At 61.4% G+C, this 23794-nt stretch carries 26 protein-coding genes; 18 read left to right on the top strand and 8 right to left on the bottom strand.

All coding sequences use genetic code 11. From position 1 onward, the window contains the following. The 4 genes from PQR67_RS28590 to PQR67_RS28575 all read left to right on the top strand — a co-directional run. Positions 1 to 1050: response regulator (locus tag PQR67_RS28590; RefSeq protein ID WP_408466197.1), on the top strand; the 1050-nt coding region annotated here is incomplete at its 5' end. A gap of 8 nt (positions 1051 to 1058) precedes the next feature. Next, positions 1059 to 1991, top strand: coding sequence for a DUF72 domain-containing protein (locus PQR67_RS28585; RefSeq protein ID WP_408466196.1), 933 nt, complete (start codon positions 1059 to 1061; stop codon positions 1989 to 1991). A 71-nt stretch (positions 1992 to 2062) separates the two neighbouring features. Next, on the top strand, positions 2063 to 2521 hold the full coding sequence (locus PQR67_RS28580; protein ID WP_408466195.1) for a GNAT family N-acetyltransferase: 459 nt from the start codon (positions 2063 to 2065) through the stop codon (positions 2519 to 2521). Positions 2522 to 2694: 173 nt separating this feature from the next. Beyond that, positions 2695 to 3642, top strand: coding sequence for a GlxA family transcriptional regulator (locus PQR67_RS28575; RefSeq protein WP_408466194.1), 948 nt, complete (start codon positions 2695 to 2697; stop codon positions 3640 to 3642). A gap of 145 nt (positions 3643 to 3787) precedes the next feature. Here PQR67_RS28575 and PQR67_RS28570 read toward each other — a convergent pair whose 3' ends face one another. From PQR67_RS28570 to PQR67_RS28560, 3 genes are all read right to left on the bottom strand, one after another. After that, positions 3788 to 4252, bottom strand: a complete 465-nt coding sequence (locus PQR67_RS28570) for a YybH family protein (RefSeq protein ID WP_408466193.1) — start codon at positions 4250 to 4252, stop codon at positions 3788 to 3790. A 128-nt stretch (positions 4253 to 4380) separates the two neighbouring features. Further along, positions 4381 to 5235, bottom strand: a complete 855-nt coding sequence (locus PQR67_RS28565; protein WP_408466192.1) for a DJ-1/PfpI family protein — start codon at positions 5233 to 5235, stop codon at positions 4381 to 4383. 155 nt (positions 5236 to 5390) lie between these two features. Next, positions 5391 to 6137, bottom strand: a complete 747-nt coding sequence (locus PQR67_RS28560; protein ID WP_408466191.1) for an SDR family oxidoreductase — start codon at positions 6135 to 6137, stop codon at positions 5391 to 5393. Between the two features lie 391 nt (positions 6138 to 6528). On the opposite strand from PQR67_RS28560, the gene PQR67_RS28555 reads away from it, so the two are divergent. Next, complete coding sequence (locus PQR67_RS28555) at positions 6529 to 7656, top strand: aminotransferase class V-fold PLP-dependent enzyme (protein ID WP_408466190.1); 1128 nt, start codon at positions 6529 to 6531, stop codon at positions 7654 to 7656. Positions 7657 to 7872: 216 nt separating this feature from the next. Here the strand turns inward: PQR67_RS28555 and PQR67_RS28550 are convergent, their stop codons facing one another. Beyond that, complete coding sequence (locus tag PQR67_RS28550; RefSeq protein WP_408466189.1) at positions 7873 to 8874, bottom strand: AraC family transcriptional regulator; 1002 nt, start codon at positions 8872 to 8874, stop codon at positions 7873 to 7875. A gap of 245 nt (positions 8875 to 9119) precedes the next feature. On the opposite strand from PQR67_RS28550, the gene PQR67_RS28545 reads away from it, so the two are divergent. From PQR67_RS28545 to PQR67_RS28510, 8 genes are all read left to right on the top strand, one after another. Further along, positions 9120 to 10175 (top strand): beta-keto acid cleavage family enzyme, encoded by a 1056-nt coding sequence (locus tag PQR67_RS28545; RefSeq protein WP_408466188.1) that lies wholly within the window; start codon positions 9120 to 9122, stop codon positions 10173 to 10175. A gap of 152 nt (positions 10176 to 10327) precedes the next feature. After that, positions 10328 to 11644: an MFS transporter gene (locus PQR67_RS28540; RefSeq protein ID WP_408466187.1), complete on the top strand. Its 1317-nt coding sequence runs from the start codon at positions 10328 to 10330 to the stop codon at positions 11642 to 11644. A gap of 105 nt (positions 11645 to 11749) precedes the next feature. Then, on the top strand, positions 11750 to 12730 hold the full coding sequence (locus PQR67_RS28535; RefSeq protein ID WP_408466186.1) for a quinone oxidoreductase family protein: 981 nt from the start codon (positions 11750 to 11752) through the stop codon (positions 12728 to 12730). Positions 12731 to 12740: 10 nt separating this feature from the next. Continuing rightward, positions 12741 to 13589 carry a TauD/TfdA dioxygenase family protein gene (locus PQR67_RS28530; RefSeq protein ID WP_408466185.1) on the top strand — a complete coding sequence of 283 codons (849 nt, stop codon included), beginning with the start codon at positions 12741 to 12743 and terminating at the stop codon, positions 13587 to 13589. Positions 13590 to 13635: 46 nt separating this feature from the next. Further along, complete coding sequence (locus PQR67_RS28525) at positions 13636 to 14184, top strand: RBBP9/YdeN family alpha/beta hydrolase (protein ID WP_408466184.1); 549 nt, start codon at positions 13636 to 13638, stop codon at positions 14182 to 14184. After that, positions 14171 to 14527, top strand: a complete 357-nt coding sequence (locus tag PQR67_RS28520) for a Rieske (2Fe-2S) protein (protein ID WP_408466183.1) — start codon at positions 14171 to 14173, stop codon at positions 14525 to 14527. The genes PQR67_RS28525 and PQR67_RS28520 overlap by 14 nt, the downstream gene beginning before the upstream one ends. A gap of 108 nt (positions 14528 to 14635) precedes the next feature. Then, on the top strand, positions 14636 to 15781 hold the full coding sequence (locus PQR67_RS28515) for a porin (RefSeq protein ID WP_408466182.1): 1146 nt from the start codon (positions 14636 to 14638) through the stop codon (positions 15779 to 15781). 30 nt (positions 15782 to 15811) lie between these two features. Next, complete coding sequence (locus PQR67_RS28510) at positions 15812 to 16198, top strand: BON domain-containing protein (protein ID WP_408466181.1); 387 nt, start codon at positions 15812 to 15814, stop codon at positions 16196 to 16198. Positions 16199 to 16373: 175 nt separating this feature from the next. On the opposite strand, the gene PQR67_RS28505 is transcribed toward PQR67_RS28510, so the two are convergent. Beyond that, a complete protein-coding gene (locus tag PQR67_RS28505; protein WP_408466180.1) occupies positions 16374 to 17225 on the bottom strand; it encodes an aldo/keto reductase in 852 nt (283 codons plus the stop codon). A 207-nt stretch (positions 17226 to 17432) separates the two neighbouring features. Between PQR67_RS28505 and PQR67_RS28500 the strand changes: the two genes are divergently transcribed. The 5 genes from PQR67_RS28500 to PQR67_RS28480 all read left to right on the top strand — a co-directional run bounded on the left by PQR67_RS28500 (position 17433) and on the right by PQR67_RS28480 (position 21105). Continuing rightward, on the top strand, positions 17433 to 18404 hold the full coding sequence (locus tag PQR67_RS28500) for a LysR family transcriptional regulator (protein WP_408466179.1): 972 nt from the start codon (positions 17433 to 17435) through the stop codon (positions 18402 to 18404). Positions 18405 to 18709: 305 nt separating this feature from the next. Further along, entirely contained in the window at positions 18710 to 19456 is a 747-nt protein-coding gene (locus PQR67_RS28495; RefSeq protein WP_408466178.1) for a GntR family transcriptional regulator, read from the top strand. Then, entirely contained in the window at positions 19453 to 20340 is an 888-nt protein-coding gene (locus PQR67_RS28490) for a sulfite exporter TauE/SafE family protein (RefSeq protein ID WP_408466177.1), read from the top strand. The genes PQR67_RS28495 and PQR67_RS28490 overlap by 4 nt, the downstream gene beginning before the upstream one ends. Further along, a complete protein-coding gene (locus PQR67_RS28485) occupies positions 20337 to 20657 on the top strand; it encodes a DUF1634 domain-containing protein (protein WP_408466176.1) in 321 nt (106 codons plus the stop codon). Before PQR67_RS28490 ends, PQR67_RS28485 begins: the two co-directional genes overlap by 4 nt. A gap of 181 nt (positions 20658 to 20838) precedes the next feature. Beyond that, the gene (locus tag PQR67_RS28480; RefSeq protein ID WP_408466175.1) at positions 20839 to 21105 is read left to right on the top strand and encodes a hypothetical protein; all 267 of its coding nucleotides are present in this window, start codon (positions 20839 to 20841) and stop codon (positions 21103 to 21105) included. A 10-nt stretch (positions 21106 to 21115) separates the two neighbouring features. Here the strand turns inward: PQR67_RS28480 and PQR67_RS28475 are convergent, their stop codons facing one another. From PQR67_RS28475 to PQR67_RS28465, 3 genes are all read right to left on the bottom strand, one after another. Then, positions 21116 to 22474, bottom strand: a complete 1359-nt coding sequence (locus PQR67_RS28475; RefSeq protein ID WP_408466174.1) for an ATP-binding protein — start codon at positions 22472 to 22474, stop codon at positions 21116 to 21118. Next, the gene (locus tag PQR67_RS28470; protein ID WP_408466173.1) at positions 22471 to 23184 is read right to left on the bottom strand and encodes a response regulator; all 714 of its coding nucleotides are present in this window, start codon (positions 23182 to 23184) and stop codon (positions 22471 to 22473) included. The genes PQR67_RS28475 and PQR67_RS28470 overlap by 4 nt, the downstream gene beginning before the upstream one ends. 129 nt (positions 23185 to 23313) lie before the next feature. Beyond that, on the bottom strand, positions 23314 to 23616 hold the full coding sequence (locus PQR67_RS28465; protein ID WP_408466172.1) for an EF-hand domain-containing protein: 303 nt from the start codon (positions 23614 to 23616) through the stop codon (positions 23314 to 23316). Between the last annotated feature and the right edge of the window lie 178 nt (positions 23617 to 23794).

The following is a 23794-nucleotide window of genomic DNA, read 5'->3' as shown; positions in this document are numbered from 1 at the left end:
AGCATGGTGTTCGGTTTCGCGAGGCAAAGCGGCGGCCATACGTTGATCGACAGCGAAGTGGGACGCGGCACCACCGTCTCGCTGTTTTTCCCGCGCTGCTGCGAGCCGGAAACAGCGGAAACCGCCGATCAGACGGCCGCGCCGGTGGGCGGCGGCGAAACGATTCTGGTGGTCGAAGACGATGCGGATGTCCGCCTGACCGCCGTCGAAATGCTCGCGCAACTCGGCTACAAGGTGCTGACTGCATCCAGTGGCGACGCGGCGCTCGAATTCATCGACAGCGACGTGCCAATTGATCTGCTGTTTACCGACGTCGTGATGCCCGGCCAGGTGAAAAGCGTGGAACTCGCGCAGCGTGCGGCAGCGCGCTCGCCCACGGTGCCGACGCTTTTCACATCGGGCTATACGCGCGACGAAATCGTCCATCACGGCAAGCTCGACGCGGGTATCACGCTGCTCTCCAAGCCCTACCGGCGCGACGATCTCGCGCGCAAGGTGCGCAGCGTACTGAGCGCGGGCATCGCCAGCGTCAGCGATGGGCAGATCGCCGCTTGCGTGCCACGCGCGGTCTACGATCCGGCTCACGCAGGCGCGGCATCCGAAGCGTCCGATGCGCCCGAAAGCGTGCATGCGCAGGCACCCCAAGCCGGCACGTCGGCTCGCGTGCTGCTGGTCGAAGACGACGCCGATTCGCGCGAAGCACTCAGCGAACTGCTCGGCGCACTGGGACTGGACTGCACTGCGGTTGCAAGCGCCGAAGAAGCGCTGCCGCTGGTGCCCGCGCAACATTTCGACGTCCTGCTCACTGACCTGACGTTGCCCGGCATGTCCGGTGACAACCTGGCGCGCGCCGTGCTCGATCAACAGCCGGCCATCCGCGTGCTGCTGGTGTCGGGCTATGGCAAGAGCGCCGAGATCGGCGACACCATTCCCGGCGCACGGCTGCTCGGCAAGCCGCTCGATATTTCGCAGTTGCGGTGCGAACTCGCGGAGTGGCTCGATCACACGGAGGCAGCTTCCTGGCGAAGCGTCCTTCACGCAACCCCATAAGCCCTCCAATGGACATCCGCTGCGGCACCGCTGGCTGGACCGACAAGACACTGATCGCCTGCAAGCGCTTCTACCCGCGTGGCAGCAGCAGCGCGGAAGCGAGGCTGCGTTTTTACGCGTCGCAGTTTCCGCTCGTTGAAGTCGATTCGGCCTACTATGCAATGCCGTCGGCTACTCATTCGCAACTATGGAGCGAGCGCACGCCGGCAGAATTCACCTTCAACTTCAAGGCGTTTCGCCTCTTCACCGGCCATCAGACTTCGCCCGACGTGCTGCCCAAAGACATTGCGATGGCACTGCCGGCCGGTGTCCCCGGCCCGCGCAAGAAGAATGTCTACTACGGCGAACTCCCCGCTGAGATCATCGACGAGCTATGGCGGCGCTATCTGGACGCGCTCGACCCGCTGCGCGCGAGCGGCCGTCTCGGCGCGGTGCTGTTCCAGTTCGCGCCGTGGATCACCCGCTCGCCGGACGGTATCGCGCTCGTTGAAGCCTGCCGGGCACGCATGGCAGGCTACCTGATGGCCGCTGAATTTCGCAATCAATCCTGGTTCGACGATCAGCACGCGCAATGGACGCTCGACTTCCTGCGCGAACATAGCCTCGTTCATGTGATCGTCGACGCCCCGCCGGATGTGACGAACCGCGTGCACACCGTGTGGGAAGCGACGCATCCGCAACTCGCGATGGTGCGTCTGCATGGCCGCAATACGCAGACGTGGAGCGCGACGGTTGCGGCGAGCGCGGCCGATCGCTTCAACTACGACTATAGCGATGCGGAACTGAGCGAACTGGCGCCGTCGATCCGCACAATCGCGACGCGGGCGGGTCGTACGCACGTAATCTTCAACAACTGCTTCGAAGACCAGGGGCAGCGTAACGCGCTTTCGCTAATGACCATGCTCGGCGGACACGGCGTCTCGCCGTTCACTGCGCCCTGACGTAACGGTCGCGATACTTCTATTTGCCGTTACCATTCGTGGTGTGATCGAAATCTTTCAAAGAGGCGCTTATGCCGTTGATTCTACGTCGCGCGGAACTGAACGACGCTGAGGAACTGACAGGAATGTACCTGCGATCGCGCAACGAGTTGGCGTCCTACGCTCCACTCATTCACTCGGATGCATCAGTGCGTGATTGGCTCGCTAACGTACTCATTCCATCTGGCAATGTCACCGTAGCCGTAGACGACGGGACTATCGTTGGAATGGCGTCTCACTCGATTTCCGAAGGCATCGGCTGGCTTGACCAACTGTACATTTGCCCTCGTTTCAAGCGCCGCGGAATCGGCACGCTTCTTCTGGATTCCGTTAAAGCGCGAACTAACGGTGACTTGCAACTGTACACATTCCAGATGAACAGCGTTGCAATCGCTTTCTACGAACATCATGGGTTCGTCGCAGTTGGGTACGGTGACGGAAGTAACAACGAAGAGCAATGCCCCGACGTTCTTTATCGACTGACGCAGTGACGCGATCGCAGAGATTATCAAATCACTGCGATTGCCCACGCCGCGGTTGGTCCGCTTTCGGCGTTCGGGAAGGTCGGCTCCGCCCGCTTGCCAGACAACAAAATCCCTAATGGCTTTATTTAAGGGTTCCCCGTAAAATAGGTCACTTCGATAGCTTCGATAACTACTTCATCATGCATCGAATTGGATTCTTCGTTTGCCACGGCTACGATGCGCTCGATCTAGGTGGACCCCTTTCGGCTTTCAATCAGGTGGCCAGGGCCGCTGGTCATACCCCATATGATCTTCACGTAATCTCGCAACCTGGAGGACCCGTGCTTGGCAATGCGGGCCTTCCGATCGAGACAAAGCCAATCGGCAGGCGCAAGTTCGACACCGTCGTATTCGTGGGCGGCGATATCGAGCCGATGCAGACATCGGAGAACATCGCCGCTGCCAGGAAATTGGGCTCCAGAGCCTCGCGGGTGGCAAGCGTGTGTACGGGGGCGTTTTTGCTTGCCGAAACCGGTTTGCTGGACGGTCTGAGAGCAACGACGCATTGGCTGTACGCTGCTCAGTTGCAGTCGCGCTTCCCTCGCATCAGGGTCGAGAGCGATAGCATCTATCTGGCAGATGGCCGCATCTGGACGTCGGCCGGCATCGCCGCCGGAATAGACCTGGCGCTCGCTATGATTGAAAGAGATATGGGCGCGGAAATAGCGCGCGCTGTCGCGAGATATCTGGTCGTTCCGTATCGCCGACCGGGAGGTCAGTCCCAATTCTCCGCTATGTCGCAAATGGAGCCGGAGTCGGATCGTATCCGCATCGCTCTGAATTTTGCCAGAGAACATCTGGCTGAAGCGCTACCTGTCGAGCGACTCGCTGAGGCAGCAAGATTGAGTCTGCGACAATTCGGACGAGCATTTCGCCGGGAAACGGGTGAAACGCCAGCGAAGGCTGTCGAGCGCTTGCGTGTTGAAGCTGCGCGGCTGCGCCTGCAGGGTGGTAGCGAACCGATCGAACAGATTGCTCTGGCTGTGGGGTTCGCCGATCCGGAACGGATGCGAAGAGCCTTCGTCAAACTGCATGGACATCCGCCGCAATCGATCCGACGCGAAAGCAGATTGCACGGTGAGCGCTGATCGACGGCCGATCAGTAATCGTTGTACCAACGGGAAGCCTGGGCGGCGAGCCGTGTTTCACAGGATCTGATTCCGGCAGATCACGTCACTGCTGTCGAACCCGCCGCCCAGGAGACTTTCGCCGACACTTAACGAGCGTCAGGTTTCAGGGGGCGTAACTGTTCCAGATGTCGCGATGTAGCTTCCAGGCGCCGCCCTGCTTCAGGAAAACGAGGATCTGCTTACCGCGAAACTTGAGCTTTCCACTATGGTCACGGATTTCGGCATCCGAAACTTCAGTCACGATCCGATCATTACCGTAGAACTCGTAATTGCCGAAGGATACGGTGTCTGGCGTGGATCCGGAATATCCTTTGCTGAAGTATTCGGTGATCGCGCTGGGGCCCGTGACCCGCTCGCCTCCGGGCGGTAAGAGCGCACCATCTTCCGTATAGAGGCGACCTATCGCGTCATAATCACCTCGCCCGAAGGCTTGCGCCCATCGTGTGTTTTCGGCTTTGATTGCCGCTTCGGGCGGACGCTGGGAGCTACTCGCAGTTGCAGGTGCCGCAAAAGCGAAAAGGGAGAAGCAGGCTGCAAGGGCAGCAGCACAAAGACGAGTCTGTCGCATTTAATGATTTCCGATCCTGGCTTGAATTGGAGAGGACCGCACCGAATTGGGCGAATGGTGCAGACAATGCCGGTTGCGGCCTTCATTGAGGTCATTGGCGTCGGCTCGCGCACGACGCTGGAAGCGTTTCAGCGAACACCTGGAATTCGTGCGAGACCCTTCGATGCGCCGGGCAGTTCCTTGTCGACCATCGCGACGACTTCCGGCCGCGCGTCTCTGGGATGACCGGAATGGAACGGCGGAGCGGGATCATATTCGATCACGAGCTGCGTGAATTCGGCGGCCTGTTGACCGCGCAGTTTCGCGGCAACGCGGAGTGCGAAATCGATACCTGCCGTCACGCCGCCGCCGCTCATGAACCGGCCATTGTCGTCTTCTACGAAACGATCCGGAACGGGGATGGCACCATATTCGGACAGCTTATTAACGAAGGCCCAGTGGCAGGCGCTTCGCTTTCCCTTGAGAACGCCTGTTGCGGCGAGCACGAGCGATCCGTTGCAAACCGACGTAACGTGTTTGGCGCTTTGAGCCAGACGCCGGATCTGCGCTTGATACTCCGGGCGCATCGGCGCCGTCAAATCAGATCCGCCGGGAACCAGAATCACGTCTGTCTTCTCAATATCGGCCAGTCGTTCAGTCTTGCCATACACGACGCCAAATTCGAGTGTCACGTTGCCCCCATTGAGGCTCGCATAGCGAACGTTCGTATTCGGTAGCCGGTGAAAAATCTCGCTGGGGCCGGCGAAATCGAGAAGCGTACCGCCATCGTAATTGACGATCAAAATATCGAGGGGATCATTCGGGGCAAGTTCCCCGTCGCTGCCCGCCTGCGCAAAAGCGGGAGTGGCGCGGCCAAGCAGGCCCCCGCCTCCCAGGATGGCGCCGAGCGTGGCGACGCTTCCAAACTTGAGAACATCGCGGCGCGAGTGGCCTGCTCCGGTGAGTCGCTCGCCGGAGGCGTTGTTTTCGCTATTGTCGGTCAAGATAATTTCTCGTTGTACTTCGGCCCCCTCTCTGCGAGAGCATCCAGGGTAGGCCAGACTAAAGAACCACCACCACGAAAAACGTGGCGGGCGTGTGATCAAGATGTGAAAGAGCCGGAATGACGTGTAGGGCTCCGGAATCGGGAACCGAAGACTTAAAGCTGCGAGGCGCCGCCATCGACGACCAGTTCGGCGCCGACAACGTAGGAGGATTCATCGCTAGCGAGATAGAGCGCCGCGTAGGCAATGTCCTCGGCCTGGCCCATGTAGCCCACTGGAATAGCTTTGGCGAATTCGGCCTTACGGTCGCGAACCCACTCGTCGGACATGCCCCACTTGCTGATCAGGGGTGTGTCCATTGCGCCGGGAGCGATTGCGTTGAAGCGGATTTTGCGATCGAGAAACTCGTAGGACCAACTACGGGCAAGTGATCGTACGGCGGCCTTCGCCGCTGCAGTCAACGAGATACCATGCTTGCCGGTCTGCGCGACGAACGATGTATTGAGGATGACTGAGGAGCCCTCTCGCAAATCCGGCAACACCGCCTGGAGCGTGAACACCACGCCCTTGACGTTGATGTCCATGATCTCGTCATAGAGGGCCTCGTCAATGTCGTCGACTGCTGACGGGAAAGCTCGACCCGCGTTGGCGAACACGACGTCCAGGCCGCCGAACTTCTCTTTCACCTCAGCGGCAATCGCCCGCATGTCGTCGATCGAACGGACGTCGCCCTTGAGAACGAGCGCGTTCTCGCCGAGCTCGGCCTTCACACGCTCAAATACGGTATCGTCGCGACCCGTAACCGCTACACGGGCGCCTTCCGCAATGAAGAGCCTGGCGGTTGCAAGACCGATGCCACTTGTACCGCCCGTAATCAAAGCTGACTTGTTTTTAAGCCTCATCTCATGCTCCTTTCTCTGCTTCGCGATTGGTCAAGCCGAAGATTCAAGGGCAATCACGTTTGTGCGCTTGTCCCGGCTTGATGTCCTGGGCAAATTATGGAGCGCGATCCATATGGCGCAAAGGTCGTATATCCCTCAAAAAACGTCACACGATTGCGATCAAATAGCGGCTCAGGAGTGCGAATCCGCGTCGCTGCCGGGCAGACCCGTTTCTGCGTTTGGTCCGCGCCTAGTCCGGGATTGGCCGGCGAAATGCTGTCTGTGATGACGACGCTGGTCCGCGCCGAAACTTGCCGGATGGGTAACGCGGCGTCCTGGTCGATGCCGGTTCCGGTGGCTTTCGTTAGAATCTGTTTTCGATCCTCAGATTCGTCTATAACCGGAGACAAATGTGCCAGGCTTACTTCCCAATGTCGACCGCGAGGGACTCCTCGAATATTCCGTCGTTTACACCGACCGATCCATCAACCATATGTCGCAGCTTTTCCAGGGAGTCGTACGGGATATTTCCGTCGCCCTGAAAAAGGTCTACAACGCGCAGTCGGCCGTTGTCGTCCCGGGCAGCGGGACTTTCGGCATGGAAGCCGTCGCCCGGCAGTTCGCGACGGGCAGGAAGTGTCTGGTCATCCGCAATGGCTGGTTCAGTTTCCGCTGGTCGCAGATTTTCGACATGGGCGGCATTCCGTCTGAAGCGATTGTGTTAAAGGCGCGTCCGGTCGAACAAGGCAGGCAGGCCGCCTATGCACCGCCGCCGATTGAAGAAGTGGTCGCCGCGATCAGGGAAAACAAGCCGGATCTGGTCTTTGCCCCGCATGTCGAAACCGCATCCGGAATGATGCTGCCTGATGCCTATTTGCGCGCGGTGTCCGACGCTGTTCATGCCGTGGGCGGCATGTTTGTACTGGATTGCATCGCCTCCGGCACGATCTGGGTGGACATGCAGGCCACGGGCATCGATGTCCTGATCAGCGCGCCGCAAAAAGGATGGAGCGCATCACCCTGCTGCGCACTGGTCATGCTCAGCCCGCTCGCCCGCGAACGAATCGACGCAACCACCAGCACCAGTTTCGCCTGCGATCTTCGCAAGTGGCTGCAGGTTATGGAAGCCTACGAGAACGGCGGGTTCGCGTACCACGCCACGATGCCCACGGACGGTCTTGCGACCCTGCGCGACGTCATGAAGGAAACCGAGGCATATGGCTTCGACAAGGTGAAAGCGGAGCAGCTTGAACTCGGCGCGCGCGTTCGCTCACTCCTGGGCGCCAGGGGTTTCAAAAGCGTGGCGGCTGAAGGTTTTCAGGCTCCGGGCGTCGTGGTCAGCTATACGGACGATGACGGCATACGATCCGGCAAGAAATTTGCCGATGCCGGTTTGCAGATCGCGCCAGGGGTTCCCCTTCAATGCGACGAGCCCGCAGACTTCAAGACCTTCCGCATCGGATTATTTGGCCTCGACAAACTGCATGACGTCGAAGGCGCGGTCGCCAGGTTTACCAAGGCGTTGGACAGTATCCTTTAGCGCGTCTTTCCGGAGCAGGTGCGCATGGCTCGCCGTCCTCGCAGCCGCATCGGCAGGGGCGCTCCGGAACCTGCCGGAATAGCGATGGGCACGCTTCGGTCATGTCCGATGGTGGGACTGCTTCAGAGCCTGTTGCGGCCCTGGAAGCAGTCACATCTCGAGACGGGTTATCAGCTATCCGAGACCACTTGTGCGAAGGACCCAGGCACAGTGCAATTATTTCAAATGGCTGTTGCGCCAGTCACGCGGTGTCACGCCAAAGCGTGAGCTAAACCAGTTTGTAAACGACCCCTGCTGCGAATAACCTAGCAGTGCGGAAACCCGCCCGATGGGATAGCGTGGGTTGCTCATATACCGCACGGCAAGCTCGCCCCGGACTTCCTCGACCAGGCGCGAGAAGCTCGTATGCGCAAGTTCGAGTTGGCGCTGCATGGTGCGCACGCTCAAACGCAGATGGCGAGCAACCCGTTCGACGCTGGCCTGCTCGACGGGCAGCAACAGGTAGATCGCCTTGCGCACCTCCAGCGCGGTTGAATCGACGCCCGTCACGTTGAGTGAATCCGCGAGACTCTCGGCATATCGCACCAGTTCCGGGTCAGCTGCGGGATTCGGGTAGTCGAGATCGGCGCTCGCGCAGACGAACCCGTTGAAATCGCTGCCGAACTCCAACGGACAGCCGAAGAACCGTCGATGAAACGTGAGGTCTTTGGGTCCCTGATGAACGAAATGGACCGCGCGCGGTTTCCAGTGATCGCCGAGCAAGGCGCTGGAGTGGCGCCAGAGCACACCGACGGCGAGTTCGATCGCCTGATTCGTTGGAATTCCCGGTTCGACAACCAGTTCTTCGCGGATGGTAACCGTTTCACCCACGTCCTCGACGTACACAGCCAGAGCTTCGTTCAACAGATGCCGGTATTCGGCCGTGGCCAGCAACACCTCGCGCAGCGTGCGCTTGTGTGCGAGCAGGACATTGACCACGCCGGTACCGAACTTCTGCCGGGTTTCGGCCATCTGCAGCGCGAATGTCGGGCATGACGCCTTTTCGGCCGTCAGTTCCAGCAGGCGGCATGCGGCTGCCGCCGGAATGCGATCGTCCGGATTCGCAAGCGCTGCGGTATCGAGCCCGACCTGCTGTGCAAGCTCGATGGGGTTCAGTCCGACCCGACGCGTCACATCGAAATAGCCGCTCATGGCCACCGAGCGCACCATCGTTTCCATTGCTGTGCCTCCGCACCGTCTCGCAGACGGTGTCGCCGTCCCGGGTCATGAAATGCCTACCGCGCACACGTACTGGTGTTAACACGCAGTGGCATGAAATCCTAAAAAGATGGCGCCTAATCACAAAAGTGTAACGCAGGATTGCCGTATCGTGCGATCTCAACGGTTCATCATCTTCCGACCAGTTTTGATTCGGCTAGCCGTGCCGCATGCGTCGGAATACCGTCCCCCTATTGGAGAACACGATGCAATTCCTTGACGATTCGCTGCACCCCGAGAACCAGGACAAGGTTGTCATCACGACCGCTCCGTACGGCCCGGAATGGATGCCCGAAGACTTCCCAGAAGACATTCCGGTGACGATGGAAGAGCAGATCCAGAAGGCCGTCGATTGCTACAACGCTGGCGCGACCGTCCTGCACCTGCACGTGCGTGAACTGGATGGCAAGGGCTCCAAGCGCCTGTCGAAATTCAATGAACTCATCGCGGGTGTGCGCGCAGCCGTGCCGGACATGATCATCCAGGTCGGAGGGTCGATCTCGTTCGCACCGGAAGACGATGGCCAGGCCGCCAAGTGGCTGTCTGACGATACGCGTCACATGCTGGCCGATCTCGACCCGGCGCCCGATCAGGTAACGGTGGCGATCAACACCACCCAGATGAACATCATGGAGTTGCTCTATCCGGCGTATCTGGAAGGTACCTCGTTGTCCAATCCCGCGCTCATGGCCGCATATAGCGAAATGACGGTTCCGGCCGGCCCGGCATGGGTCGAGGAGCATCTGCGCCGCCTGCAGGCCGCGGGCATCCAGCCGCACTTCCAGCTCACGGGCATCCATGCGCTCGAGACACTCGATCGTCTCGTGCGCAAGGGTGCGTACAAGGGTCCGCTCAATCTGACATGGATCGGTATTGGCGGGGGCTTCGACGGCCCGAACCCGTTCAACTTTTTCAACTTCGTGCACCGTGCTCCGGACGGCTGCACGCTCACGGCCGAGTCGCTGCTCAAGAACGTATTGCCGTTCAACATGATGGCGTTGGCCATGGGCTTGCATCCCCGCTGCGGCATCGAAGACACGATCATCGACCAGCACGGCAACCGGATGACTTCGGTACAGCAGATCGAACAGTGCGTGCGCGTGGCGCGCGAACTGGGTCGCGAGATTGCTTCAGGGAAGGAAGCGCGCGACATCTACCGTATCGGTGTGCAATACGAGACGGTCGGCGAGACGCTCGCGGCCAATGGCATGGCACCGAATCGCAATGCCGGTGTGAAGAACCTGCCCTTGCGCGCGGCGTAAAGGATTGGAACGCGGCCGACGCTTCGCGGATGCCGCATTCCAGAGGTAGTGCCCCGAATTGCCGGGGGAAGGTTGCACGGTAACCACAAAGGCCCCTTTGCCTTGCAGGGCAACGGTGACCACCAACGAGCTGGACACGAAGGAGACGACTCATGTTCACGCACGCCGGGCCCGCGACGGCCGATGTTTCGACAACGCAAAAAGACGTGCGCGTGTACGCATGGGTGGTATTTGCCCTGACGGTCGGGTTGCTGCTTTCCGACTACATGTCGCGGCAGGTGTTGAACGCAGTGTTTCCAATGCTCAAGGCCACGTGGCATCTTTCCGACACCCGGCTGGGTTCGCTGAGCAGTGTGGTCGCGCTGATGGTCGGCGTGCTCACGTTTCCGCTGTCGGTGCTCGCCGACCGCTGGGGCCGCGTGAAGAGCATTGTCCTGATGGCGGCGATGTGGAGCCTCGCGACGCTCGGCTGTGCGCTCTCGACGAACTATAACGAAATGCTGTTCGCACGCGCCTTCGTGGGTATCGGTGAAGCCGCCTATGGCAGTGTCGGCATCGCGGTCGTCCTCAGCATCTTTCCGGCCCGGCTACGCTCCACGCTCACCGCCGCATTCATGGCCGGCGGAGCATTCGGTTCAGTGCTGGGCATGGCGCTTGGGGGGACAGTTGCGGCTCACCTTGGCTGGCGCGCGGCATTCGGCGCAATGGCGGCCTTGGGAATCGTGCTGCTGGTTATCTATCGGTTTGCCGTCACCGAAAAACGGCTGGCGCGGCTGCAACCCGCCAGTGTGATCCGGCAAACGCAGGGCCGCAGTGTATGCATGAGCTTCCGCGCGCTGATGAAAGGACTCTTTTCGACAAGGTCAGTTGTGTGCGCCTACGTCGGCAGCGGTATCCATCTGCTGGTCCCGGCAGCCGTATGGGCGTGGATGCCCAGCTTCCTGAATCGCTATTACGGCATGTCCACCGGCAAGGCGGCAATGAGCGCGGCAGTGTTCGTGCTGGCAACCGCTTTCGGCATGGTGGTGTGCGGAATTCTGACCGACCGGCTCAGCAAGCATGACCGGGAAAGGAAGTGGAGCACAGCCGTCACCTTCTGTCTGATCTGTTTCGTTTTGCTCACGATCGGTTTTCGGATGCCGGCGGGTCCGGCACAGCTCGTCGTGATTGGTGCAGGCATGTTCTTCAGCGCAGGCGCGACCGGCCCCTCGGGTGCCATGGTGGCGAATCTCACCCCGCCGTCGATCCACGCGTCGGCGTTTGCCACGCTGACACTTGCGAACAACCTGCTGGGACTGGCTCCTGCTGCCGTCCTGACGGGCATCGTGGCTGACCGGATCGGGCTGCTCGGCGCGTTGCAACTCGTACCGTTTGCCCCTCTCGCCGCGGCTATCGCCTTCTTCATTGGCAAGCGGAACTACGGCGTCGATGTCGATCGCGTGAATGCACTGCGCGAAGAGGCCGGCTAGTCACCCGCTGCGTTTCGACCAGGCAAGTGCGCCTGAGAGCGGAACGGACAGCCCCATCTCAAGCCGAATAAATTTGCAGTTCAAGTAAAGGATAGGTGAATCGATATGGCAAAAGCAGTGCGCTTCCATGAAACCGGCGGTCCCGAAGTTTTGCGTTACGAAACCGTTGAAGTGGGCGATCCCGGCCCCGGACAGGTTCGCTTGCGCCACGAGGCAGTGGGCCTGAATTTCGCCGACACCTACTTCCGTAGCGGCCTGTATCCCGTGCCGCTGCCCGCAGGCATGGGTGTCGAGGCTGCAGGTGTCGTCGAGGCAATCGGCTCCGAGGTGACCAACGTCGCCGTCGGCGATCGCGTGACGTACACCGGCTTTCTCAACACACTCGGCGCCTACAGCACCGAACGCCTGGTCCTGGCCGCGCCGCTCATCAAGCTGCCGGACGCGATCTCCTGCGAAACGGCCGCCGGCATGACGATGCGAGGCCTGACCTCGTCGTACCTGATGCGCCGCATTCACAATTTCAAGGCAGGTGACACCATCCTGCTGCATGCCGCCGCCGGCGGAGTCGGCCTGATTGTGTCGCAATGGGCGAAGCTGATGGGTATCACGGTGATCGGCACCGTTTCGAACGAGGCCAAGGGCGAAGTGGCCCGTGCGCACGGCTGCGACCACATCGTCTACTACAGCAGGGAAGACGTGGCGAAGCGCGTGCGCGAATTGACCAACGGCGTCGGCGTGGACGTCGTGTTCGACAGCGTCGGCAAGGATACCTTCGAGTCGTCGCTCGATTCCCTCAGGCGCCGTGGGTTGATGGTCTGCGTCGGCACGGCGTCTGGTCCGATTCCGCCGTTCAACCCACAGATTCTCGCAATGAAGGGCTCGCTCTACCTGACGCGCCCTGCGCTCGCGGACTATATCGCCGACCCCGCCGAAAAGGACGAACTCGCCGGCGAACTCTTCGGGCACGTCGCGGCGGGCCGAATCAAGATCGAACTCAATCAGCGTTACGCGCTGGAGGACGCGGCGCAGGCCCACCGTGACCTTGAATCGCGCAAGACGACCGGTTCGTCAGTCTTCGTCATCTGAGGAGAACGCCATGCGAGTCGAACAATTGACGTGCGCCATCGGCGCCGAACTGCTCGGCGTGAATCTTGCCGATGCCATTGAAGACGACGGCCTGTTTGCCGAGATCCGTGCGACGCTGCTCAAACACCGGGTGTTGTTCCTGCGCGACCAGGACATCTCGCGCGCCGAGCATGTTGCGTTTGCGCGCCGTTTCGGCGAACTGGAGGACCATCCTGTCGCCGGCAGCGACCCGGAACATCCGGGCCTTGTGCGCATTTACAAGAACCCGGAACAGCCTAACGACCGTTATGAAAACGCGTGGCACGCGGATGCTACCTGGCGCGAGGCGCCGCAGTTCGGCGCTGTGCTGCGCTGCGTGGAGTGCCCGCCGGTCGGCGGTGACACGATGTGGGCGAACATGGTCCTTGCCTACGAAAACCTGCCAGAGCACGTCAAGACCCAGATCGCCGACCTGCGCGCCCGCCACAGCATCGAGGCGAGCTTCGGCGCAGCGATGCCGATCGAAAAGCGCCTCGCTCTGAAGACGCAATTCCCCGACGCGGAGCACCCGGTTGTGCGCACGCACCCGGAGACCGGGGAGAAGGTGCTGTTCGTGAATGCCTTCACCACCCACTTCACCAACTACCACACACCGGCGCGGGTGCGCTTCGGACAGGACGCCAATCCGGGCGCGGGCGAGTTGCTGCGCCATCTCATCAGCCAGGCCTACATTCCGGAGTATCAGGTCCGCTGGCGCTGGAAATCCAACAGCATCGCGATCTGGGACAACCGCAGCACGCAGCACTATGCAGTAATGGACTACCAGCCGTGTCACCGCAAGATGGAGCGCGCCGGAATTGTCGGCGACAAGCCGTACTGATCAGGAATAAGACCGCTTAATGAGACCGCTCAATGAGACTCGCGATATGACACCAACCATCCTGATGGTGCCCGGCTTGCGCGATCACGTCGCAGAGCATTGGCAAACGTTGCTGGAGCAAAAGTTGCCCAAGGCGATCTCGGTGCCGCCGCTCGAACACGACAAACTCAGTTGCGCGGCACGCGTCGCGGCGCTCGATGCTGCACTCGAAAAAATCGATGGATCCGTGATTCTGGTTGCGCATAGCGCGGGCGTGATGATCACCGTGCATTGGGCCCAGCAGCACAGCCGCAAGATTCACGGCGCATTGCTTGCTGCTCCGGCCGACCTCGAGACGCCGTTGCCGGCAGGCTATCCGGACTTCGATGCACTCGCTCAGAATGGTTGGCAACCGATTCCACGAAAGCCGCTCCCGTTTCCGAGCATCGTCGGTGCGAGCCGCAACGATCCGCTCGCGCAGTTCGAACGTACCGCGGCGATGGCGAAAGATTGGGGCAGTCGCCTCGTCGATCTTGGCGAAGTCGCTCATCTGAACCCCGCTGCGGGGTTTGGTGAATGGCCGATGGCGGAGACACTGATCCGTGAACTCGTCTGATCAGCTACCGGTTGGCACGCTCGACGAACTCGGGCCGGGCCAGCGAAAACTGGTCTTCAGCAACGGCCGCGGTGTTGTGCTTTTTAACATCGAAGGCACGATCCACGCGATTGACGATTCCTGTCCCCACCAGGGGGCCTCAGTCGCAAACGGTCGGCTCGACGGGTGCGTGCTGAGCTGCCCCGCGCACGGCCTGCGGTTCGACCTACGCACCGGCTGCATGCCAGGCGCAGTTGGCTTGAGCCTGACGACTTTCCCGGTCCGGGTCATTGACGGACAGCTATTCGTCAGTCTCGAGGACCCTGCTGCCAGTCCCCCGCGGGAACAAGCGGCCGGACGATGACGACTTGTCGGCCTGAGATACCGACGCGGCAGTAACCCCGTTTCATTCGAGCAATAAACCATAAGCTGCCGGGCCCACCCGGCGCACCCCAAACCCGGCGGAGACACAATGAAATTCAAATCAGGTAGCCTGGCAGTGCTGATAGTTTTTTCGACGGCAGCCCATGCCCAGTCGTCGGTTACGCTCTATGGCGTACTCGACACTGGACTCCTCTATCAGAGCACATCGGCTGCAACGTTCCAGCCGGCCGCACACAACCTGGGACACGTATATCAACTCAAGGACGGCGGCATCTATTCCAGCTACTGGGGCTTGAAGGGAATCGAGGACATCGGCGGCGGCTACAAAATCACCTTCAAGCTGCAAGGCACATTCAACACCACGAACGGCAAGTCCGGGCTGTCCGACACACCGGGCACAACCGCGCTCTTCAACCAGTATGCGACGATCGGGGCAAGCGGGCCGTTTGGCACGTTCGACGCCGGCCGGCAGATCGTCCCGATGATCTACGCGATGGCGGAAACGGACGTACGCGGCGCGCAGTATTTCGGCAGCATCCTGACTGCATGGCTGGGCATCAATCAGGCGGCCGGCTGGCCCGGCACCAGCACGAATGCTCCGGTCGGCGCACTGTATGACAGCAACGCGCTGGTCTACACGTCGCCGAAATTCTATGGCGCAACGCTTGCGCTCGAGTTCGCGCCGGGCGGAGTCGCGGGACAGTTCCAGGGCGGCACGCGTGAGTCGGCTGTGCTCAAGTATTCGAATTACGGTCTGAATCTGTCCGCGGTGTACTACAACGGGCATGACACCAACCCCTATCCGCTCACTTATCCAGCGGCTCCGGCTGCACCGGCAACCGGCCTGGACAACAACCGCTTCTACTATTTCGGTGCGATGTACACGATCAGCGGCTTTTCGGTGTCCGCCTCGTACGCCATTGCCAGGAACCCGGCGAAGAGCAATAGCGCCGACTTCGAAATGGCGTCAGGCGGCCTTGGCTACCAGTTCAGTCCCGCGTTCAAGATCACGTCCGGCTACTACTACCTGAAAGACCGGAACAATTCAGCCAATCACTCGAGCGAGTTCGCCATAGGCGCGGAATACAACCTGTCTGCGAGGACCAAGGCATACGCGCAGGTTGGCTATGTCAACAACAAGGGGACGATGAATCAGACGATTATCTATGGCGCGCCGGTTGCGCCAGGAATGTCCACCACCGCGGCCATGGTTGGCATTCGCCATAGTTTCTGATTTCGTTATCCTCAAGAACCGGAGTAATCCATGAAAACAATTAAGGCACTCGAGTTGGCAATCGCCGCGTGGTTCGTTGTAGCGTCCACGGCGGTATGGTCCCAGGGCGGTAACGCGGTGAGCGCACCTACCGATGCGCAACGTGCTTCCACCATGGCGGCATCGGGCGCTGTGACTCCCGCAGGCAGGAAAGCTGACCGCGCCCTGCGCCGTAGGGTTTATGCCGCCATCGGGAAGGACAAGGAAATTAGCGCTGGAGAAATCAGCGTGGTCGCGAAAGACGGGGCGGTGACACTGAATGGCACGGTCGCCGAGGCTGCCCAGATCGGCACGGTCGGGGCGATCGCGAAGGGCGTTTCGGGCGTAACGTCGGTGACTAACAAGCTGACGGTGAAGAAACCGTTTGGTGGCATGTAAGCTGCCCAGGAACAGATATCTCTCATCGCCTGGTGCCTGGATTCCAGCCTGGGTTCCAGCCCGCTCCTCAGCCCGACTTGCGACCCAGTGCATTCACAAATGTCGCTAGAGGCACCTTCGTCGAGGCACCTTGCCCATTCCGGCCTTGAATTTCCCTGGTCGACCAGAACGCTCGTCAGAGGCCCAGTTTTCGTTCGCTCATCCACTTCACGATCGCCGGATCGCGATGCGAGAAGAAGCTGCTCGCGCCGGTCTCCAGCGTTGCGACGACCTGCATGTCTTCCCCGGACAACTCGAAGTCGAACACGGCCAGGTTTTCCAGCATCCGTTCTTTTCGCACGGACTTCGCAAGGGTAACGACGCCGCGCTGAACCAGCCATCGCAGCACGACTTGCCCCACGGTCTTGCCGTGGCGCGCGGCAATCGTCAGCAGCCGCTCGTTCTGGAACAGGTTGTTCCGTCCTTCAGCGAAGGGCGCCCAGGCCTCCGGCTGAACGCCAAGCTCGCGCATGAAATCGACGCTCCCGGCCTGCTGATGAAAGGGGTTGACCTCAATCTGATTGACAGCAGGCAAAACCTCATTGAAAGCCGTGATGTCCATCAGGCGATCCGGCTGGAAGTTGCTCAGTCCGATCGCACGCAGCTTGCCGGCGCGATGCGCCTCCTCCATCGCTCGCCACGCGCCGTGAACGTCTGAGAACGGCTGATGGATCAGGAACAGGTCGAGGTAATCGAGGCCGAGTCGCTTCAGCGACTGGTCGATGGCCATTCGGGCACGTTCATAGCCAGCATCCTCAACCCACAGCTTGCTGGTGACGAAAAGCTGGTCGCGGGGTACCCCGCAACGCTTGAGGCCACGCCCAGTCGCCTCCTCGTTCTTATAGGACGCAGCGGTGTCGATGAGGCGATAGCCGGCCTGCACCGCGTCCACGACGCAGCGTTCGCATTCCGCCTCGTCGGCGATCTGGAAAACGCCGTAGCCGAGGATCGGCATCTTCATCCCATTGTTCAGGGTCACGTGTTGCATGGTCTGTCCTTAGTGTTGAAAGCCGTTGGCGGTATGCAGGATGCACTCCCCGTTGCCGACGACGAGGGCGGTGGCCCGATGCCCATTACTTTAGGCGCCGCGGTTTCAAGCGACTAGTCGATTGCGTCTTGCACCAGTATCAAGCTCAGGTTGATACTGGATGGCCCACGCGACGCTTCCGTCCGTGCTTCAGCAGAAGAATCGACTATGCCCATCAACGATTTCAAGGCCATTGCAACATTCGGCAAAGCAGTGGAACTCGGCAGCATCCGGCAGGCGGCGCTGGCCCAGGGCGTCACGCCCCAGGCTGCCAGTCAGGCCATTGCGCAGTTGGAACAGCATCTGGGCGTCCGCCTGTTGCATCGGACAACGCGCAGCCTCGCCCTCACTGAGGAAGGTCAACGGTTCCTGGAGAACACGCAGCCCGCCCTGGCGGCGCTGGATAGGGCTCTGGCTCTCGCGCGCGAGTCCAAGGATGAGATCGCGGGGCCGCTGCGGATCGTTGGGCCGAAATCGTCGTTCGCCGCCATCCTCATGCCGCTGCTCGACGAGTTCTGCCTGGACTACCCCGGTATCCAGCCGGACGTCCAGCTTGATGACGGAATCGGCAACTGGGTGTTGGACCGGGTCGATGTCGGCTTCAGGATCGGCGCGTCGGCCAGCGAGGGCGTGATTGCCCGGCAACTCTTCCCGATCCAGATGATCGTGTGCGCGGCGCCCGGCTACCTGAAAGCGTACGGAGCCCCATCGACGCTTGCTGAGCTGGCGGCGCATCGCTGCAGCGTGTTCCGGCATTCGGCCACCGGCAAGGTGGCGCCCTGGTACTTGAGCGTGGATGGCAAGCTCGAATATCGGCAGATGTCCCCTGCGTTCGCGACGAACGACGCGGAGCTGGAGTTGCAAGCCGTGCTCTCGGGGCAAGTAATCGGTCAGCTCGCGAGCTTCTCGGCGGCGCCCCACATCCGGGCAGGACGACTGGTGCCGGTTCTCCTGCAGCACATGAGTGCGCACATCGGTTTGCACGTGTACTACGGAAGCCGGGCGGCACAGCCCAAGCGAGTCCGAGCGTTCCTGGACCTTGCCTTGGCTCGCCTGCTTGATTCCAGCGAATACGCGCTTACTGACAAAGAGCTGGCGCAGCTCAGGTCGCGATCGATGCGATCCAGCCGCGTTCGGTAATGCCCCCTGGTTCGTCAAGAATGAATCCTGCGCGCTCAAACTGAACGGCCGTTGCAACAGCAACGGGTCGACCGGCAGCGACGGGTCGCAAGCTGTCCTCTGTCGGCGGCACGGTCGCCAGGCGCGATCTGTAGACCAATAGCTTCGAAGATCAATAGCTTCGAAGATCAATAGCAGCGCAACGCGCGTTTGCCGATGACCATTCTGGGCACCCGTCTCGCCCTCTTCCGTAACCTCTTCGTCCCTCGCTTCACCCTCGATACCACGCCTTGACACCAAGACATCATGACGTCATGATGTCTCCTATGAACACGGACAGAAGCAACCAACTCCCTCTTTACGCACAGGTCGAAGCGGTACTCGCCGCGCGAATCGCAGACGGCACGTATTCACCCGGCACACAGTTGCCCAATGAAGCGAGCCTGCTGGCAAGTTTCAACGTCAGCCGCACCACGCTGCAAAAAACGGTGCAGAACCTGATTACGCGCGGCCTGATTGAAATCCGCCGCGGCAAAGGCACCTTCGTCACCCAGCCACGCCTCACCCAGCCGCTGACCGAATTGAGCGGCTTTGTCGAGGATATGCGTGCGCACGGCCGCCATCCGAGCGCGCGCCTGCTGGCCAGACGAATCGAAAACGCGAGCGAGGCCGTCGCGGCCAGGCTTGCGCTCGAACCGGGCACGCCCGTCGTCCACATTCAACGCGTGCGCATCGCCGACGGCACGCCGCTTTCGTTCGACGAAACCTGGCTGCCGCAAGACATCGGCGAAAAGATCGTCGAAAACGATCTCGAGGCGGAACCGATCTTTACGCTGCTCGAGGAGAAATACGGTATCGCGCTAATCGAGGCCGAATACCGGCTCGAAGCAATCGCTGCAGACGCGGCCGTGGCGCGGGCCCTCGAGGTCGACGCGGGCAGCCCGATTTTCCTGATCGAGCGAACCTCGTATAGCGGCGAAAATCGTCCGGTCGACTATGAAAAGCTGTATTACCGCGGCGATCAGATCCAGTTCACTACCCGTCTCGCCCGGCGCAAGCCGAACCGTCCATGACCGGCGCGCATGCGGCGGATCTGAGCTACGTCCTGTGGCTCTTCGCGGTGTCGCTTGGCGCAAGCGCGCTGGGCGGCATGCTCGGCATGGCAAGCGGCATTTTTATCGTACCCATCCTGACCATGTTCGGTCACCTCGACATTCACGTCGCGATTGGCGCCAGCATCGTTTCGGTGATCGCCTGTTCGTGCGGGGGCGCCGCGCCCTTCCTGCGCGGCCGCCTGACCAACATTCGTCTCGCCGTGGTTCTGGAAACCGCCACCACGCTGGGCGCATTGTCGGGCGTGCTGCTGAGCGGACTCATCCCGGTGCCGGTGCTGTTTTTCATTTTCGCCGTCGTTCTGCTGCTCTCCGCCCAGCAAATGCTCGCCCGGCGCGCCGATCCGATCGCGAGCCTCGGCGCGCACGCGGCGGGCGCACCGTCGTGGGGCGCGTCGTTGCAACTGGATTCGAGCTATCCGGACCGCGCGCTCGGACGCGACGTCGACTATCGTGTGCAACGCGTGCCCCTGGGCTTGTCCCTGATGTATGGGGCGGGTCTGATTTCGGCGCTGCTCGGCATCGGCAGCGGCGTGCTCAAGATTCCGGCAATGGATACGGCACTGCGCCTGCCGATCAAAGTCTCGTCCGCCACCTCCAATTTCATGATCGGCGTGACGGCAACGGCCAGCGCCGGTGCTTACTTCCTGCGCGGCGAGATCGTGGCTGCAATCGCCGGCCCGGTGGCATTGGGCTCGGTGGTTGGCGCGGTACTCGGCGCACGCGTTCTCACGCGCGTATCGGGCGACAAGCTGCGCGTGCTCTTTGTCGTAGTGCTTACGGTGCTCGCCGTGCAGATGCTGCTCGAAGCATTCGGCGTCCGGCTCGGCGGGGTGTCGGCATGAACCGCATCGTATCGACCGTGGGACGGCTCGAACACTGGCTCGCGAAGCTCCTGCATTGCGGCACATGGGTGGCAACGGGCATCATTGCGACCGGCCTTGCAATCAGCCTTCTGAGCAATCGCGAAAGCCCCCTCGAAAGCGCTCTGCCCGGCATGCCTGTTGTGACCGCCGGCATCGCGCTTTTCATCCTGTTACCGGTAATGCGGCTTATATTGATGTTAGGGATGTTCCTGCATCAACGCGACTACCGGTTTGGCGCGATTACCGCCTTCGTGCTGCTGATCGTCACTGCGGGATTGCTGGCCGGCGCGGCCTGATGTGCGCGGCGCGAACGACCCTGGGTATGATGCGAACGCGCGCCAGTCAGTGTGCGAATCATCGCCACGCGTTGGCATTACGCCGTGTTACTGCGCGTTGTTACCGCGCCTTGTCTTTACGTTTCGATTTGTAGTTGCAGCCGCGTCTTGCGCGGCACTTCTTCTAGCCACGAGAACCATCATGCCCGCCCAACACGACGAAGTTCCCACTGCCAGCGCCAAGCCGGACAAGGCAAAGCGCAAGGATCTGTCCATTATGTCGCGCAACCTTCTGATGGTTGCGGTCGGCGTGGTGGTCTTCGCGATCGTGGCGACGGTTGTACTCTACGGCCCGATTACGTACGGCGACGAGATTCCCAACTTCGGCATCATTCTGATGCTGACCGTGCCGGTTATCGCGGGCGTCGCGTTCCGGGTGGGACTGGACGCGTGGCTGGACAGGAAATGAGCGAGTTCGACTAAGGCGCGAGCGAGGGCGCCAGCGGCAACACCACCCACACTTCCAGCCCACCACCCTCGCGCGCATGAAACTGCAGGCCGCCGTGGTGCAGCCGCGCGATCCGCTCGACGATCGCAAGCCCCAGCCCGGTGCCGCCACTATGCGCGCGAGCATTGCGGCCACGCTGAAACGGCGCTTTCAACTGTTCCAGCTCCTCAGCGCGAAGCCCTTTGCCACGATCGCCAACCGCCACATACACCGCTTCGGCCGTGGCCCAACTCCGCACGGCGAGTCCGCTGCCACCATAGACGATCGCGTTCTGCATGAGGTTCATCAGGAGCCGCATCATACTGATCGGCCGATACGCGATGGCGGGCAAAACCGCGAGCGACAGTGCGAACTCATGGCCCAGCCCCGCGAAATCGCCGGCGAGCCTTTCGATCAACACATTGAGATCGCCAGGCTCGGCGGCTTCACGCTCGCCACTGCCCGCGTAATCCATGAATTGCTGCAAGATCGTCTCGATCTGGTCCAGATAAGACTCGGCGGCGACCACGAAACCGCTGTCGCTGCCGTCCGGCATCGCCATGGCCATCGAAAGCCGCAGCTTGGTGAGCGGTGTGCGGATGTCGTGTGAGATGCCCGCCAGCATCAGCGCGCGTGTCGCCTCGGCTTGCTGCAACGCATGCGTCATCTGATTGAATGCACTGCTTACGGTGGCGATCTCGGTTGGGCCGTCGGTCGGCAGCGGCGCAGGCGTTTCGCCGGCGCTCACGCGGCGCGCCGCGCGCGTCAATTGCCGGAGCGGCTGGTTGAGGTGGCGCTGGATCACGTAGCCGGTCAATGCCGCCAGTGCGCCCAACCCGAGCGACAGCAGGATCGCGACGTCGAGTCCGGCGCCTTGCGCGTCCTCCGGAATCGGCAGCGCGATCCAGTACGGCGCGTGCGGCGCATCGGCCGGCGCACGCATGCGAATCCACAGGCGTTGGCCGCCTTCGGACTGCCAGAGCGCGGGCATGTCGGCAGGCAGGTGCGCGCGCAAGCTGTCGAGAAACACGCTGCGCTGATAACTGCGATAGGCGCGCAATAAACTGGGCGCCGGCTCAACGGTGGCTTCGGCGGGAAGCTGCGCGCGAGCATCGAGGCGCGCGGTCAATTCGGCGCGCGCGTTCGGCGGCGTGGCTTGAAGCAGACCATCGAGCGTCGTCACATAGGTGGCGAACACCGCGCCCGCGCGCTCGACACGGGGCCGCTGCACGTAGTGCAGCAACACGCCGAGCGAACACACCTGGCTTAGCATCACCAGCACGATCAGCAGGACGATATTGCGCGCCAATAGCGTTCTTGGCAGCACCCGCTGCAGCCACGCGCGCGTCATGAGTCGACGTCCGCGACCAGCATGTAGCCGACGCCCCACACGGTCTTGATGAAGCGCGGTTTCGACGGGTCATCCTCGACGATCTGCCGCAGCCGCAGCACCTGGACGTCGATACTGCGATCGAGCGCATCGTGTTCACGCCCACGGGCGCGCGCGAGCAGATTGTCGCGGCTCACGGGCCGGTTCGGCGACGAAGCCAGCGCAACCAGCAGCAGCATCTGCGCCGAATGAATCTCCAGCAACGCTCCACCACGCGACAACTGCTGCTTGCCGACGTCGAGACTGAATTCGCCGAAACGCACGCTCTGCGACGTCACGGTGACATCGCCCGAGGCCATCTTCTGGCGGCGCAGCAGCGCATTGATCCGTGCCACCAGTTCACGCGGCAGGAAGGGTTTGGCGAGATAGTCGTCGGCGCCGGTTTCGAGGCCGGCCACCTTGTCGAGCGGATCGCCCTTGGCGGTCAGCATCAGGATCGGCAGCGTTTGCCCTTGCTCGCGCAACCGGGCGCAGATGGCAAGGCCGTCTTCTTCGCCGATCATCAGATCGAGCACCAGCAGGTCGAACGGCTCGCGCTCCAGATAACGGTCGAGACGCTTGCCGTCCTCCGCGACGCGCACGTCGAAACCGTGGCCGCGCAGGAAACGCTGCAGCATGTTGCGCAGTTCGGCTTCGTCGTCGAGCACGATAATCTTGGCGGGGCGTTCCATACGAAAGCTCCTCGATTCAAGCGCCAGGCGGTGCATGGCGCGCCGCGTGCCGTCCGGCCGGGCGCTGCATCCGCGCGTAGAACGACAGCATAAACGCCAATTCTACGATCCTGCCGATATCCGCGCGGCTCAGTGCGCTGCCCCGCGTTCCTGCATGAATGCCACGATCTGCGGCAGCGTGATGTAGCCCGCTTTCTGCGTGTCGATTTCATCGAAATGCTTCGCGACCATCGGCATGCCGGCAGCGGCCTGTTGTCTCGTGAGCTTGCCGTCGTTCGTGGTGTTGGCATTCGCAAAGCGCGTTTGCAGTTGTTGCGCCATGCGTTCCATGCGCTGGGGATTGCCTCCCTGCGGTGCGGCCGTTTGTGCCGTTTGGGCGAACGTGACGGTGGATGCGCAGCACAGCAGCACAACGGCGATCAACTTCTTCATGACTGACTCCTTCGATTGAGCCATCGTGCGTCGCCTGCAAACCGCCGCGATCCGTTCGATGACAGGCCGCATTCTTGGGCAAGCGCAGCCCGAAGGCAATTTCAGAATCATGTCGTCATATTTCATGGCTTCGTGACACAGGCGCGGCGGGCATGCGTTGCCTTTCCAACGCGGCACC

The organism is Paraburkholderia fungorum (assembly GCF_046026025.1).
Lineage (GTDB): Bacteria > Pseudomonadota > Gammaproteobacteria > Burkholderiales > Burkholderiaceae > Paraburkholderia > Paraburkholderia fungorum_E.
Note: the sequence above shows the minus strand (reverse complement) of the source record. Positions and strands in the feature narration are given on the sequence as shown.

What these genes read in the sequence shown, in the direction of transcription:
- PQR67_RS28515 (WP_408466182.1), top strand. Translation starts at nt 14,636, where the DNA reads ATGAAATTCAAATCAGGTAGCCTGGCAGTGCTGATAGTTTTTTCGACG.
- PQR67_RS28540 (WP_408466187.1), top strand. Translation starts at nt 10,328, where the DNA reads ATGTTCACGCACGCCGGGCCCGCGACGGCCGATGTTTCGACAACGCAA.
- PQR67_RS28495 (WP_408466178.1), top strand. Translation starts at nt 18,710, where the DNA reads ATGAACACGGACAGAAGCAACCAACTCCCTCTTTACGCACAGGTCGAA.
- PQR67_RS28560 (WP_408466191.1), bottom strand. Translation starts at nt 6,137, where the DNA reads ATGAGGCTTAAAAACAAGTCAGCTTTGATTACGGGCGGTACAAGTGGC.
- PQR67_RS28475 (WP_408466174.1), bottom strand. Translation starts at nt 22,474, where the DNA reads ATGACGCGCGCGTGGCTGCAGCGGGTGCTGCCAAGAACGCTATTGGCG.
- PQR67_RS28580 (WP_408466195.1), top strand. Translation starts at nt 2,063, where the DNA reads ATGCCGTTGATTCTACGTCGCGCGGAACTGAACGACGCTGAGGAACTG.
- PQR67_RS28470 (WP_408466173.1), bottom strand. Translation starts at nt 23,184, where the DNA reads ATGGAACGCCCCGCCAAGATTATCGTGCTCGACGACGAAGCCGAACTG.
- PQR67_RS28550 (WP_408466189.1), bottom strand. Translation starts at nt 8,874, where the DNA reads ATGGAAACGATGGTGCGCTCGGTGGCCATGAGCGGCTATTTCGATGTG.
- PQR67_RS28545 (WP_408466188.1), top strand. Translation starts at nt 9,120, where the DNA reads ATGCAATTCCTTGACGATTCGCTGCACCCCGAGAACCAGGACAAGGTT.
- PQR67_RS28535 (WP_408466186.1), top strand. Translation starts at nt 11,750, where the DNA reads ATGGCAAAAGCAGTGCGCTTCCATGAAACCGGCGGTCCCGAAGTTTTG.
- PQR67_RS28465 (WP_408466172.1), bottom strand. Translation starts at nt 23,616, where the DNA reads ATGAAGAAGTTGATCGCCGTTGTGCTGCTGTGCTGCGCATCCACCGTC.
- PQR67_RS28485 (WP_408466176.1), top strand. Translation starts at nt 20,337, where the DNA reads ATGAACCGCATCGTATCGACCGTGGGACGGCTCGAACACTGGCTCGCG.
- PQR67_RS28505 (WP_408466180.1), bottom strand. Translation starts at nt 17,225, where the DNA reads ATGCAACACGTGACCCTGAACAATGGGATGAAGATGCCGATCCTCGGC.
- PQR67_RS28490 (WP_408466177.1), top strand. Translation starts at nt 19,453, where the DNA reads ATGACCGGCGCGCATGCGGCGGATCTGAGCTACGTCCTGTGGCTCTTC.
- PQR67_RS28500 (WP_408466179.1), top strand. Translation starts at nt 17,433, where the DNA reads ATGCCCATCAACGATTTCAAGGCCATTGCAACATTCGGCAAAGCAGTG.
- PQR67_RS28510 (WP_408466181.1), top strand. Translation starts at nt 15,812, where the DNA reads ATGAAAACAATTAAGGCACTCGAGTTGGCAATCGCCGCGTGGTTCGTT.
- PQR67_RS28575 (WP_408466194.1), top strand. Translation starts at nt 2,695, where the DNA reads ATGCATCGAATTGGATTCTTCGTTTGCCACGGCTACGATGCGCTCGAT.
- PQR67_RS28585 (WP_408466196.1), top strand. Translation starts at nt 1,059, where the DNA reads ATGGACATCCGCTGCGGCACCGCTGGCTGGACCGACAAGACACTGATC.
- PQR67_RS28530 (WP_408466185.1), top strand. Translation starts at nt 12,741, where the DNA reads ATGCGAGTCGAACAATTGACGTGCGCCATCGGCGCCGAACTGCTCGGC.
- PQR67_RS28525 (WP_408466184.1), top strand. Translation starts at nt 13,636, where the DNA reads ATGACACCAACCATCCTGATGGTGCCCGGCTTGCGCGATCACGTCGCA.
- PQR67_RS28480 (WP_408466175.1), top strand. Translation starts at nt 20,839, where the DNA reads ATGCCCGCCCAACACGACGAAGTTCCCACTGCCAGCGCCAAGCCGGAC.
- PQR67_RS28570 (WP_408466193.1), bottom strand. Translation starts at nt 4,252, where the DNA reads ATGCGACAGACTCGTCTTTGTGCTGCTGCCCTTGCAGCCTGCTTCTCC.